Source organism: Bradyrhizobium sp. 199, from assembly GCF_023073355.1.
Classification (GTDB): Bacteria; Pseudomonadota; Alphaproteobacteria; order Rhizobiales; family Xanthobacteraceae; genus Bradyrhizobium.
Window position 1 is genome coordinate 1,747,682 of record NZ_JADPJI010000005.1, and the last position, 13,117, is coordinate 1,760,798.

General features: G+C 65.1%; 14 protein-coding genes. 12 read left to right on the top strand and 2 right to left on the bottom strand.

Annotation, left to right across the window (positions count from 1 at the left end; all coding sequences use genetic code 11):
• Positions 1–27: 27 nt before the first annotated feature.
• From IVB28_RS16900 to aat, 9 genes are all read left to right on the top strand, one after another.
• Positions 28–795 carry a DsbA family protein gene (locus IVB28_RS16900; RefSeq protein WP_247527632.1) on the top strand — a complete coding sequence of 256 codons (768 nt, stop codon included), beginning with the start codon at positions 28–30 and terminating at the stop codon, positions 793–795.
• Positions 796–1,005: 210 nt separating this feature from the next.
• Positions 1,006–1,803: a DUF1236 domain-containing protein gene (locus tag IVB28_RS16905; RefSeq protein ID WP_247527633.1), complete on the top strand. Its 798-nt coding sequence runs from the start codon at positions 1,006–1,008 to the stop codon at positions 1,801–1,803.
• Between the two features lie 255 nt (positions 1,804–2,058).
• Complete coding sequence (aroQ, locus tag IVB28_RS16910) at positions 2,059–2,526, top strand: type II 3-dehydroquinate dehydratase (RefSeq protein WP_247527635.1); 468 nt, start codon at positions 2,059–2,061, stop codon at positions 2,524–2,526.
• 37 nt (positions 2,527–2,563) lie between these two features.
• Positions 2,564–3,052, top strand: a complete 489-nt coding sequence (accB, locus tag IVB28_RS16915; RefSeq protein ID WP_247527637.1) for an acetyl-CoA carboxylase biotin carboxyl carrier protein — start codon at positions 2,564–2,566, stop codon at positions 3,050–3,052.
• An 82-nt stretch (positions 3,053–3,134) separates the two neighbouring features.
• Entirely contained in the window at positions 3,135–4,493 is a 1,359-nt protein-coding gene (gene accC / locus IVB28_RS16920) for an acetyl-CoA carboxylase biotin carboxylase subunit (protein ID WP_247527638.1), read from the top strand.
• 106 nt (positions 4,494–4,599) lie between these two features.
• Positions 4,600–6,126 carry an ATP-binding protein gene (locus IVB28_RS16925; RefSeq protein ID WP_247527639.1) on the top strand — a complete coding sequence of 509 codons (1,527 nt, stop codon included), beginning with the start codon at positions 4,600–4,602 and terminating at the stop codon, positions 6,124–6,126.
• Positions 6,123–6,563, top strand: a complete 441-nt coding sequence (locus IVB28_RS16930) for a response regulator (protein ID WP_247527640.1) — start codon at positions 6,123–6,125, stop codon at positions 6,561–6,563. The genes IVB28_RS16925 and IVB28_RS16930 overlap by 4 nt, the downstream gene beginning before the upstream one ends.
• Positions 6,560–7,663, top strand: a complete 1,104-nt coding sequence (locus IVB28_RS16935) for a histidine kinase dimerization/phosphoacceptor domain -containing protein (RefSeq protein WP_247527641.1) — start codon at positions 6,560–6,562, stop codon at positions 7,661–7,663. Before IVB28_RS16930 ends, IVB28_RS16935 begins: the two co-directional genes overlap by 4 nt.
• A 61-nt stretch (positions 7,664–7,724) precedes the next feature.
• The gene (gene aat, locus IVB28_RS16940; RefSeq protein WP_247527642.1) at positions 7,725–8,405 is read left to right on the top strand and encodes a leucyl/phenylalanyl-tRNA--protein transferase; all 681 of its coding nucleotides are present in this window, start codon (positions 7,725–7,727) and stop codon (positions 8,403–8,405) included.
• 142 nt (positions 8,406–8,547) lie between these two features.
• On the opposite strand, the gene IVB28_RS16945 is transcribed toward aat, so the two are convergent.
• Positions 8,548–9,573, bottom strand: coding sequence for a DUF2155 domain-containing protein (locus IVB28_RS16945; RefSeq protein WP_247527643.1), 1,026 nt, complete (start codon positions 9,571–9,573; stop codon positions 8,548–8,550).
• A gap of 207 nt (positions 9,574–9,780) precedes the next feature.
• On the opposite strand from IVB28_RS16945, the gene IVB28_RS16950 reads away from it, so the two are divergent.
• The 3 genes from IVB28_RS16950 (at position 9,781) to IVB28_RS16960 (ending at position 12,099) form a co-directional block, all read left to right on the top strand.
• Positions 9,781–10,728: an alpha/beta hydrolase gene (locus IVB28_RS16950; protein WP_247527644.1), complete on the top strand. Its 948-nt coding sequence runs from the start codon at positions 9,781–9,783 to the stop codon at positions 10,726–10,728.
• A gap of 13 nt (positions 10,729–10,741) precedes the next feature.
• Complete coding sequence (locus IVB28_RS16955) at positions 10,742–11,749, top strand: Na+-dependent transporter (RefSeq protein ID WP_247527645.1); 1,008 nt, start codon at positions 10,742–10,744, stop codon at positions 11,747–11,749.
• Between the two features lie 95 nt (positions 11,750–11,844).
• Positions 11,845–12,099, top strand: a complete 255-nt coding sequence (locus IVB28_RS16960; RefSeq protein WP_247527647.1) for a PepSY domain-containing protein — start codon at positions 11,845–11,847, stop codon at positions 12,097–12,099.
• A gap of 43 nt (positions 12,100–12,142) precedes the next feature.
• Here IVB28_RS16960 and IVB28_RS16965 read toward each other — a convergent pair whose 3' ends face one another.
• Positions 12,143–13,081 (bottom strand): GlxA family transcriptional regulator, encoded by a 939-nt coding sequence (locus tag IVB28_RS16965; protein WP_247527649.1) that lies wholly within the window; start codon positions 13,079–13,081, stop codon positions 12,143–12,145.
• Between the last annotated feature and the right edge of the window lie 36 nt (positions 13,082–13,117).

A 13,117-nucleotide genomic window follows, 5' to 3' on the forward strand; every position in this document is an offset into this window, starting at 1 on the left:
ACCTGCTTTGATAAGAGGATTTTGCCTATGCCTTCGCTGCGCCTGCTTGCTCCTGCGTTGTTTGCGCTCGCCCTGTTTGGCGCAGCCGCGCCCGCGTCGGCCGACAGTTTCTCCGACAGCCAGCGCACCGACATCGAGGCCATCATCAAGAGCTATCTCGTCAGCCATCCCGAGGTGCTCGAGGAGGCCATGGCCGAGCTCAGCAAGCGACAGGCCGCAGCCGAGACCCAGAAGCATGCAGCCAGCGTCGCGCAGAATGCGGACGCGATCTTCAACTCGCCGCGCCAGGTCGTGCTCGGCAACAAGGAGGGCGATGTCACTTTCGTCGAGTTCTTCGACTACAATTGCGGCTACTGCAAGCGCGCGATGGACGACATGCTTACGCTCATGAAGAGCGATCCGAAGCTCAAGGTCGTGCTGAAGGAGTTTCCGGTTCTGAGCCAAGGTTCGGTGGAAGCGGCCCAGGTCGCGGTCGCCGTACGCATGCAGGATCCCACCGGAAAGAAATATCTCGACTTCCATCAGAAGCTGCTCACCGGCCGCGGTGCCGCCGACAAGGCGCGCGCGCTTCAAGCGGCCAAGGAAGCCGGCCTCGACACCGCGAAGATCGAAAAGGACATCGGCAGCCCCGAGGTGCGCGCCACCATCGAGGAGAACTTCAAGCTCGCCGAAGCGATGGGCATGAACGGTACGCCGAGCTACGTCATCGGCAAGCAGATCGTGATCGGCGCTGTCGGCGTCGAAAGCCTGAAGGAAAAGATCGGCATCGCCCGCTGCGGCAAGGCAACCTGCTGATCAAAGTCTTACGGTACTGAAAACACGAAAAGGCCGGCCGAAAAGCCGGCCTTTTTTCTTGACGCCGCACGTTGGCGTCTTCGTGCCAAAGTCATTCATCTGGCGTTCAACAAACAAATGCCGCGGAACAGGCGAAGTTCCGGAACAACTGAAATCTCCTTTCGTTGTCGGCGCGGGCAATGACGCAATGAACCACGTGAGGAGAATTCTATGTTGAACCGCTTTATGATCTCGGTTGCCGCACTCGCACTGGTCGCAGGCACTGGTGCGGCAAACGCACAGGGCACGGGCCGCGACAGCGGAGGTGGCGCCGGCGGTGCGCAGATGCAGCAATCGCAGCCTTCCGGTGGTGCCGGCTCGACGGGCCGCGACTCCATGAGCAAAGACAAGGGTACCGTCGGCCAGACCGGCGGCGCGATGAAGTCCGGCGGGGCCTCCGACGAGAAGTCATCCGGTGCGATGGACAAGTCCGGCACCGCTGAGAAGTCCGGTGGCATGGACAAGTCCGGCTCCGGCGCGATGAACAAGAACGCGGCGGACGAAAAGGCCGGCGCAAAGGGCGAGCATGCTCAAGGCCAGACGGACAAGTCGAAGAGCATGAGCTCGGACTCCGCCACCAAGTCCGGTGCCAAGGACATGAAGGCTGAGGACAACAAGGCTGGCGGCGCCGCGAAGAGCAACAATGCCGAGAACCGTCCGGCCACCACCGATACCAAGCAGCAGACCACGACCGGCAACGCTCCGGCCACCGCCGCCGCACCGCCGGCCGAGAAGAGGACCGAGATCTCGAGCGCGATCAAGTCGACCAAGATCGAAGAGACCACTAACGTGAACTTCAACATTTCGGTCGGCGCCGCGGTCCCGGCGTCGGTCCACTTCCACCCGCTGCCGCCCCGGATCGTCGAGATCTACCCGCAGTGGCGTGGCTATGAAGTGATCTTCGTCCGCGGCCAGTACGTGATCGTCCGTCCGCAGACGCGAGAGATCGTCTACATCATCGAAGGCTAAGCTGCTTCGCTGAAGCCCAGATCAGCCCCTGCCGAGAGATCGGCGGGGGCGTTCGGCGTCTTGGCCAGCCCCTCCCACCCGTCCCGGCGGCAGCCATGGTTCGGACTGGTTAACAAGCAATTTCCGTAGCTTCCACACAGGTTTTTGCACCTGGGATGAGGTGGTTGGAGCTCCCCCGGAGGCCCTTCAAGGCTTCCCCTGCGCCACTTTGTTACCTATAACCCCGCCACGCCGAGCACCTCTTCCGGGATTGGAATGGCTGAACCTGCAACCGACACGATCCTCGTCCTGAACGGGCCGAACCTCAACATGTTGGGGACGCGCGAGCCGGACAAGTATGGCCACGCGACGCTGGCCGATGTCGAGGCGCTGTGCCGGCAGACGGCGGCGACCTTCGGTCTCAAGGCCGATTGCCGGCAGTCCAACCGCGAGGGCGAGCTGATCGACTTCATCCACGAGGCGCATGCGCGCAAGATGAAGGGCATCATCGTCAACGCCGGCGGCTATTCGCACACGTCGATCGCGCTGCACGACGCGCTGCTTGCGGCGCAGATCCCGACGGTCGAAGTGCACGTGACCAACATCCACGCCCGCGAGAGCTTTCGTCACCACTCCTACACCGCGCGCGCGGCCTTCGCCTCGCTTTGCGGTTTTGGCATCGAGGGCTACCGCCTCGCCATCCAGGGCCTTGCCGCCAAGCTTGCCATCAAGCCCAAAGTCTGAAGCTCCCTCATCCAACAGAACATTCGGATCAAAGAACATGGCGCGCCAGCCAGACGACAAAGCAGCCGCAAAATTTTCCAGCGAGGATTCCGCGCTCATCCGCGAGCTCGCTTTGCTGCTCGATGAGACCAGTCTCACCGAGATCGAGATCGAGCGTTCGGGCCTGCGCCTGCGCGTCGCCCGCAACATCAGCGTTGCTGCGACCATGCCTGTGCCGATGGCAGCTGCTCCCGCCGCCCTGCCGGTAGCGGCCGCCGCGCCTGCCGCTGCGGGGCCCGACCTGTCGAAGCATCCCGGCGCGGTCAGCTCGCCGATGGTCGGCACCGCCTATTGGGCGCCGGAGCCGGGCGCCAAGCCGTTCATCGAGGTCGGCAGCAAAGTCTCGGTCGGACAGACGTTGCTGATCATCGAAGCCATGAAGACCATGAACCAGATCCCCTCGCCGCGCGCCGGCACGGTGACGCAGATCCTGATCGATGACGGCCAGCCGGTCGAGTACGGCGAGCCGCTGGTCATCATTGAGTGAGGGCGTGGCGAACAGCGAGTAGCGAATAGTTACTCTTCCCTGTTCGCCATTCGGCTATTCCCCATTTGCCCCCTGAGGCACCATGTTCGACAAGATCCTCATAGCCAATCGCGGCGAGATCGCCCTTCGCATCCTCAGGGCCTGCAAGGAGCTTGGGATCGCGACCGTCGCCGTGCATTCCACCGCCGACGCCGACGCAATGCATGTGCGCCTGTCGGACGAGAGCGTCTGCATCGGGCCGCCGGCATCCAAAGACAGCTATCTCAACGTCCCCGCGCTGCTTGCGGCCTGCGAGATCACCGGCGCCGATGCCGTACATCCCGGCTACGGCTTCCTGTCGGAGAATGCCCGCTTCGCCGAAATCCTGTCCGAGCACAATCTGCATTTCATCGGTCCGAAGGCCGAGCACATCCGCCTGATGGGCGACAAGATCGAGGCGAAGAAGACCGCCAAGCGCCTGGGCATCCCCGTGGTGCCCGGCTCCGACGGCGCTGTCGGCCCCGATGACGACGCGATAGCGATCGCCCGCAAGATCGGCTTCCCGGTGCTGGTGAAGGCCGCGGCCGGTGGCGGCGGCCGTGGCATGAAGGTCGCGCACAGCGAGGCCGACCTCCAGGTGGCGCTGTCGACGGCGTCCAACGAGGCCAAGTCCGCCTTCGGCGATGCCTCCGTCTACCTCGAAAAATACCTCCAGAGGCCGCGCCACATCGAGATCCAGATCCTCGGCGACGGCCGCGGCGGCGCCATCCATCTCGGCGAACGCGACTGCTCGCTGCAACGCCGCCACCAGAAGGTCTGGGAAGAAGGCCCCTCGCCGGTTCTTGCCGCCGCCGCCCGCGCCAAAATCGGCGAGACCTGCGCCAAGGCGATGCGGGACATGAAATATCTCGGCGTCGGCACCATCGAGTTTCTCTACGAGGATGGCGAGTTCTATTTCATCGAGATGAACACGCGCATCCAGGTCGAGCATCCCGTCACCGAGAGCATTACCGACATCGACCTCGTGCTGGAACAAATCCGCATCGCCGCCGGCGGCGACCTGCCGGCCAAGCAGGAAGAGATCCAGGTCATCGGCCATGCGATCGAGTGCCGCATCAACGCCGAGAATCCCCAGACCTTCCGGCCCTCGCCCGGCCGCATCCTGCAATATCATCCGCCCGGCGGGCTTGGCGTCCGGATCGATTCCGCCGTCTACCAAGGCTACACGATCCCGCCCTACTACGATTCCCTGGTCGGCAAGCTGATCGTGCACGGCAAGACCCGCGCCGAATGCCTGATGCGGCTGCGCCGGGCGCTCGACGAGATGGTGGTCGAAGGCATCGAGACCACGCTGCCGCTGTTCCGCGCGCTGGTGCGCGAAGACGACATCATCAACGGCGACTACCACATCCACTGGCTGGAACAGTATCTCGCCGGCAAGGCGGAACCCGCGCCGAGATAATCTCCGCGCTTGGTGGAACCCCTTGGCCCCGATCGCGTTCTGGACGGTTGGGGCCAGTTCCAAGGGGGCGTTTTGATTCCACTGAATGTAGACCGGGTGAACCGTCGTGACGGCTGAAGCCCATCGACGGCGCACGTTCTGGCAGATCCTGCTGTTTTCGGCGGGGCTTCTAGTGCTGACCGTGATCAGCGCCGGCTCGGTCTATCTCGTCGACAAGGCGCGGCAGGACAGTAAGTCGGTGGTTCATACCATGGAGGTGGAGAACCAGATCAATGCCCTGCTGCTGGAGATCCGCCGCGCGGAAAGCTCCGCCCGCGGCTTCCTGCTGACCCGGGCGGAGAACTTCAGAATTGATCACGAAAACGCCGTGGCGGCCATCATCCCGGCCCTGGACAAGCTCACACGCCAAAGCGGCGACAATCCCGCGCAACGCGAGAACGTGGAAAAATTAAGCGCGGCGATCGAGACCCGCCTCGGCCAATTCAAGCAGGAGATGGACTTCATCCGCCAAGGCCAGCCCGATCAGGCCGCTGCGCTGATCCGCGAGGTCGTATCCACCGAAGCCACCGCCGCGATCGCCGAGGTCGCGAACGCGATGATCCAGGAAGAGGAGCGCCTGTTCCGGCTCCGCACCATCAACTCCGACCGCAGCCAGACCCTCGCTGCATCGATGACGGGAGTCGGCTCCGGCCTCGTCGTGCTGCTCGCCCTGATCTCGATCTGGCTGGTGCGGCGCTCGGCACTCGCCCGCGACGAGGCTGAGAGACGCCTGCGCGAAGGCTACGCCAACCTCGAATCCATCATCGATGAGCGCACCGCGGATCTGCGCGAGGCCAACGACGAGATCCAGCGCTTTGCCTACATCGTCAGCCACGATCTGCGCTCGCCGCTGGTCAACATCATGGGATTCACCAGCGAGCTCGATGAGCTCGGCAACGACATCTTTCGCCGCATCGGCAGCCTTGCCCAGGTCCCCGCGGACGGACCGCCACTGGCGCCCACAGGACCCGGCGAGATCGCGCTCGAGGGCGCCGACAAGCAGCTCTCGGAGGATTTTTCCGAAGCGCTCGGCTTCATCAAGTCGTCGATCGCCAAGATGGACCGGCTGATCTCGGCGATCCTCAACCTCACCCGCGAGGGCCGGCGCGAATTCCAGCCCGTGAAGATCGACACAAGCGAGCTGATCGAGACCATCGTCTCGACGCTGGCGCACCAGGCGGCCGAGGCGCAGGCCCAGATCCATCTCGAGGCCCTGCCAAATGTCGTGAGCGACCGCCTCGCGCTCGAGCAGATCTTCTCCAATCTGATCGACAATGCGATCAAATATCTCAAGCGCGGCGTGCCCGGCGAGATCAGAATACGCGGGCGGACCAAGCTCGGTTACGCCATCTTCGAGATCAGCGACAATGGCCGCGGCATCGACCCGAAGGATCACCAGCGGATCTTCGACCTGTTCCGCCGCGCGGGAACCCAGGACAAGCCCGGCCAGGGCATCGGTCTTGCGCATGTGCGTGCACTTGTGCGTCGCCTCGGCGGCACCATGTCGGTATCGTCGGAACTGAACGCGGGCAGCACCTTTACCGTCACGCTGCCGATCGCCTGGAACGTAAGCAACCGGAACGCAGATCGATGACCCAGCCTGTCACCATCATCATGATCGAGGACGACGAGGGCCACGCCCGCCTGATCGAGCGCAACATCCGCCGCTCCGGCGTCTACAACGAAATCGTCTCCTTCAAGAACGGCACGGACGCGATGCTGCACCTGTTCGGCGCTGACGGCAGCGGGCTCGTGCAGAAGGGCAATGCGCTCTTGATCCTGCTCGACCTCAATTTGCCCGACATGACCGGGATCGACATCCTGCGGCAGATCAAGGAAAACAAATATCTGAAGGCGTCGCCCGTGGTGGTGCTGACCACCACCGACGATTCCCAGGAAATCAAGCGTTGCTACGAACTCGGCTGCAACGTCTACATCACCAAGCCCGTCAACTACGAGAATTTCGCCAATGCCATCCGGCAGCTCGGCCTGTTCTTCTCGGTCATCCAGGTCCCGCCCGCCGCCCCATGAACCAGCGCACACCTACACTGCTCTACATCGATGACGACGGCGCGCTGGCGCGCCTGGTCGATCGCGGCCTGACGCGGCGCGGCTACAGGGTCGTCCATGCCGCGAGCGGCGAGGAAGGTCTGGAGCGCATCCGTCGCGCGGATACCGAGGGCGGCATCGACGTGGTCGCGCTCGACCAGTACATGCCCGGCCTCGACGGGTTGGAGACGCTGGAGCAGATCATGGCGATCCCCGGGGCGCCGCCGGTCGTGTTCGTGACGGCCTCGCAGGATTCCAACATTGCGGTCACCGCGCTGAAGGCCGGCGCGGCCGACTATCTCGTCAAGGACGTCACGGGCGATTTCATTCCCCTGCTCCACGTCGCAGCCGAGGGCGCGCTGCGCCAGGCCGAATTGCAGAAGGCGCGCGAGGAAGCCGAAGCCGAGATCCATGCCTCGCGTGACCGCTATGCCGCGCTTGCCGCCGAACGCGAGCTGCTGCTGCGCGAGGTCAACCACCGCGTCGGCAACTCGCTCCAGATCATCGCTTCGCTGCTGCACCTTCAGGCAAGCTCCGCCACGCATGACGACGTCAAGGCGGCACTGACCAATGCGATGGGCCGCGTCGCCGCGGTCGCGCAGGTACATCGGCGTCTTTACACATCGCAGGATCTGAAGAGCGTGGTCCTGAACCAGTATCTGGACTCGCTGCTCGAGGATCTGCGCCGCTCGGCTGAAGGCAACCGGATGTCGCGCCTGACGCTGAAGGCCGAGCCGATCGAGATCGATCCTGACCGCGCCGTCGCCGTCGGCATCATCGTCAACGAGCTGGTGATGAACGCGGTGAAATACGCCTATCCCGACGGCGCCGGCCCGATCCATGTCGAGCTGAATTCGAACGGCGACGATCTCCTGCTGTCGATCACCGACCACGGCGTCGGCGACAACGTCAAGGCCGATCCGCGCTCCACCGGCATGGGCCAGCGCATCGTCGCGGCCATGGCCTCCAAGCTCGACGCCTCGGTCGAGCGCGATCCCGCGCATTCCGGAACCCGGATCATTCTGAAGTTCGGTCGCGTGCCCGCAAGCCCCGGCAAGACCAGCACCGCCGCCGCGGGTTGATCTTGCGCCCCGCTGCGCAACCCATCGCAACCGCATCGCGATCCTGCTATGATTGCGAACCATGACTTCGCGCGACTCCGCCCCGTCTGAAATCACACCGGCCGTGCTGCTGCGCGCCTATGCCTGCGGCATCTTCCCGATGGCGGAAAGCGCTGACGATCCGACCCTGTTCTGGGTCGAGCCGGAGTTGCGCGGCGTCATCCCCCTCGATGGATTTCGCGTCGCCTCGCGGCTCGCGCGCACCGTGCGCTCGGATGTCTTTCGCGTCACCGTCAATACCGCGTTCAAGGCGACCATCGCCGGCTGTGCCGCGCCGCAGGCCGGACGCGAGGATACCTGGATCAACAAGCGCATCCGTGACCTCTACGGCGGCCTCTACGAGCTCGGTCATTGCCACAGCGTCGAAGCCTGGCAGGGCGAGGATCTCGTCGGCGGCCTGTACGGCGTCAGTCTGGGGCGCGCCTTCTTCGGCGAGAGCATGTTCCACACCGCACGCGATGCCTCCAAGGTGGCCCTGGTGCATCTGGTCGCGCGCCTGATCCATGGCGGCTTCGAGCTGCTCGATACCCAATATGTCACCGATCACCTGAAGAGCTTCGGCGCGGCGGAGATCTCGCGGCGGCGCTACACCGCACTACTCGACAAGGCGCTCGCCGGCGAGCCCGGCGATTTCCTCAGGCTCTCGCCCGGTGACGCCATCCCGGGCGCACGCGCGCTCGAGATCATCGCCTCGCGACAATAACGGACAGCTGGGTTTGCGGCCGAGACCCCGGGGGATTTGGCCTAAAGCATGATCCGGAAAAGTGCGCAGCGGTTTTCCGAAAAGATCATGCTTAAACAACAACCTAAAGCGCGATGGCGATTCATCCTAATCGCATCGCGCTTTAGCGGCCAAACCCGGGGATGCCGAACAGCCCTGGCCGCTGCTCAGGCGGCGGAGGTGGCGGCGGTGCCGGTTGCTGCTGCTGGATCGGCGGCAAGGGCTGCGGCGGTCGCTGCTGGACCTGCTTGGGCGCGGCTTTCTTCTGCGCGGGCGGAGGTGCGGGCTTGGTCGCGGGATCCGGCGCGGCGGTCGCAATGGTCTGCTGCGGCTCTTTGCAGTCGGTGAGCCAGATGTCGTAGATCGGATGTTCGACGCCGTGCAGGCCGGGGCTCGCCGCGTACATCCAGCCCGAAAAGATGCGCTTCACCTCGCCCTGCAAGGTGATCTCGTCGACCTCGACGAAGGCATCGGTGTTGGTGGCCTCGGTCGCCGGCCGCGTGTAGCAGGCGTCGGTCTTGACCCTGAGCGCGCCGAACTGGACCGTCTCCCCGATCTCCTCGTCGAAATTGATGATGCGCCCGGTGATCTTGTCGAGACCGGAGAAGGTCGCCTTCTTGTTCACGATCTTCTGCGCCGGCGGTTCGGTGACGACCTCGTCACCCGGCTGCAGGCTCGCCGGCGTCTGCGGCACGGCGCCCGGAGCGCCCTTCTGCTGCGGCGGGCGCTGACCCGGCGCAGCCGGGGCTTGCGGACCGGGCGGCGCAATCGCCGCGGATGGCGGCTGGTTCGGCGGCGCGACGGTGGAGCCCGGCGGCGGCGCCAGCGGCTGGGTCTCGACCGGCCCGGGCATCACATTGCCCTGCCTGCCCGGCGGCGGAGGCATCGGGCGCGACGGCAGCACACGGCCCTGCGGCGGCAGCTCCGGCACCTCTTCGTCGTCGTCGGGGACCTGCTGCGGCTGCGGCTGGCCACGCGGAATGTTACCGGGCGGCCGCAGCGGCGGATCGGAAAAGATCGTGCCGATCTGCGCCTGAGCCGGCGTCGCAACCGTCAGTGCGGTGGCGGCCAAAAGCGCCGCAAGAGTTGTCAGGGGAATGGTTCGAAACATCTCGCGCGGCTTCAACAGCGAATCGGGCTTGTTGGACATTCTACAGGGGATACCGCCGCTCGCAGGCCCTCCGGTTAACACGGCGAATACGGCGGGGGAAGGGCCGCAAACCTGCCCTTCCTGGTCTCGTCTGGCCAGACCGGCTCCCGAATGGGATAGTCGATCACCCCTCCCGGGGGTGCGAGGCGGACGGCGCCTTCCCGAACCGATGTCCGACCCTGACCTAAAACCCCGAGGCCGCTCTCCATGCCCGTTGTGCTCGATCCCGACGCCGCCGCCGTCTACAGGGCGTTCCAGGACGCCGGCCGTCCCGCCTACGAGACCCTGACCGCACCGGAAGCGCGCGCCTATTATGCGCAGGCCCGCTTTGCCACCAACCCCGAGCCGCCCGAGCTCGCCCGTGTCGCAGAGCTTGCGATCCTGGCCCCGCACGGCGCCATCCCCGCCCGGCTCTACGTACCCAAGGAGCCGCGCCGACATGACGGTCTCTCGCCGGCGCTGGTGTTCTTCCATGGCGGCGGCTGGGTGATCGGCGATCTCGACTCCCACGACGTCGTCTGCCGCCAGCTCGCAGTCGAAGGCGCGCTGATCGTGATCTCGGTCGACTACCGCCTCGCGCCCGAGCACAAATTTCCCGCCGCGATTGAGGACGCCATCGCCGCGACCAGATGGGTCGCAGCGAACGCGGTCCAGCTCGGCATCGACGCCTCACGCCTGTCGATCGGCGGTGACAGCGCCGGTGGCAATCTCACCGCAGTCGTCGCGCTGGCCGCGCGCGACGGCGATGGCCCTGCGCTCGCAGGCCAGCTGCTGATCTATCCGGCCACCGATTTCGCCATGACCCACGGCTCCCACAGCGAGCCTGAGACCAGCGTGTTGCTGACGCATTCGGTGATCCGCTGGTTCCGCGACCACTATCTCAATGGCGCCGCCGACATCCATGACTGGCGCGCTTCGCCGGCGCGTGCGCAAGACCTTGCGGGCCTGCCGCCGGCTTACGTGCTGACAGCCGGCGCCGATCCCCTGCGCGACGAAGGCCAGGAATATGCCGAGCGCCTCAGCCAAGCCGGCGTGCCCGTGACGACCAAGCACTATCCCGGTCAGTTCCACGGCTTCTTCACGATGGGCAAGCTGTTGCCACAGGCCAATGTCGCCGTCAGCGAGATCGGTGCGTGGTTGAAGCGATTGGGCTGAGACGCCGTTCCGCATGGCTTCTCCGCTCCAATCCATCGTCGCCCTCCCGCTGCGCGCACTGATCTGGCTCGGCAGCCAAGGCACACGCGGAGTAGCTGCGATCGTGTTCATCGCTGCCGCGGTGCCACCGCTCGGCGCATTGCTGCGTCCCTATCTCACCGAGGCAATCCTCTGCCTGCTCTGCATCTCGTTCATGCGGGTCGATCTGGCCGCCCTCTACAGCCATCTGCGCCGACCGGCGCTGGTTGCAACTGCCACGGTCTGGACCACGATCGGCGTGCCGGTGATCGTGGGACTGATCGCGCATGCAACCGGGCTCACGGCTCGGGCGCCCGGGCTTTCGCTCGCACTGATGCTCCAGAGCATGGCCTCACCGATGATGGCGTCCCCGGCGCTCGCCGCGCTGATGGGTCTCGATGCCACGCTCGTGCTGATCACGCTGGTGACCTCGACCGCGCTGGTGCCCTTTACGGCATCGATGTTCGCGAGCCTCTTCCTCGGTGACATGCTGAGCATCACGCCGCTGACGCTGGGTCTGAAACTGCTCGGCATCCTCGCAGCATCGCTGCTGGCCGCGAGCGCCATCCGATGGGTCTTCGGCGCCGAGGCGATCCAGCGTCACAAGACGCCGATCGACGGTCTCAACATCGTCATCCTCTTCATCTTCGCGGCCGCGATCATGGGCGACGTCGTCAGCGACCTCCTTGCACAGCCGCTTTTCACCGTCGGCCTCGCAGCTCTGTCGTTCGCGATCTACTTCACGCTGCTCGCGATCACCACGCTGCTGTTCCGCCGCATCGGCACTGGGCGCGCACTGGCGCTCGGGCTGATGGTGTCACAGCGCAATCTCGGCCTGATGCTGGCGGCAACGGCCGGCGCATTGCCCCCCACCACCTGGCTGTACTTCGCAATGACGCAGTTTCCGATTCACCTGGCGCCATACATGCTGATGCCGATCGCGCGGCGGCTGACGGCGCGCACGGTTGCGTCCAGCGAATCGGCGGCAGACAGCACCGCCTAGCCATGTCCTCACAAAATCGTTTGCGTCGCACTCACGAGTGACGGAACATCGATGCAGAGACTTCGTTGCAACCTTTCATCAACGGGAGATTCGCGATGAAGTTTGCCGCAATTCTGGTTCTCGGTTCACTTGCCCTCAGCTCGGCAGCAAGCGCAGATCAACCCGGAGCTGACTGGATGCCGATGGAGCAAGTCAAGGCGAAGGTTATGGAGTCGGGCTATACGCAAGTCACCAAGCTTGAGGCCGACGATGGCCGGTGGGAGGGTGAAGGCGTCAAGAACGGACAGAAGATGGAATTCCATGCCGACCCCAAGACCGGCCTCATCGTGAGCGAAAAGCCGGATCACTGAGCATCGTCGATGTCCGCTTTCAGGCAACGCGGACGTACAGGCCCTACCCCGCCCGGGCCGCGCGCCGCAGCGCTTGCGGCGGCTGGCCGAAGGCGCGGATGAAGGCGCGCCGCATACGCTCGGGATCGCGGAAGCCTGTGGCTTCCGCAACGAGCTCAATCCCTTCGCGCGAGGACTGCACGCGCTCGCGCGCGACTTCGAGCCGGAGCCGCTCGATCGCCTTGGACGGCGTCGTGCCGGTTTCGGCGGCGAAGGCGCGGGCGAAATGCCGCGCGCTCATGCCGGCGCGATCGGCGAGGTCCTCCACCGTCAGCGGTGCATCGAGATTTTCGCGTGCCCAGGACAGCAGCGCGCCGAAGCGGCCGTTCGGCGCCTTCAGCTCCAGCAGCGAGGAAAACTGCGACTGACCGCCACTACGGCGATGGTAGAGCACGAGGTGCCGCGCGGCCTGCCGCGCGATCTCCTCGCCATGATCCTCGGTAACCATCGCGATCGCCAGATCGATGCCCGCGGTGATGCCGGCCGACGTCCACACATTGCCGTCACGCGTGAAAATCTGGTCCGGCTCGAACTTCACCTTGGGATAGCGCGCGACGAAATCGCGCGTCCGTCCCCAATGCGTGGTGGCGCGGCGGCCGTCGAGCAGACCTGCCTCGGCCAGCACATAGGCGCCCGAACAGACGCTCGCGACCCGTACGCCGCGCCGCGCCAGCCGCTGCACGAAGGCGCGCGTGACCTCGCAGCGCGCGGCATCCGCGACACCCGCGCCGCCCGCGATGACCAGCGTCGTGATCGCATTCGCCGACTTGAAATCACGTGCCATCATCTCGACGCCCGACGAGCTGCGCACCGCGCCCGCATTCAGTGCCAGCACGCGGAGCGCAAGCGGCTTGCCGGCGCAGCGCGCTGCGACCTCGAACACCGAGATCGGGCCGGCGGCGTCGAGCAGCTGGAAATCCGGGAAGATCAGGATGCCGATCATAGCCTATGTCCGAAATAGAGGGAATTATGCCATTTC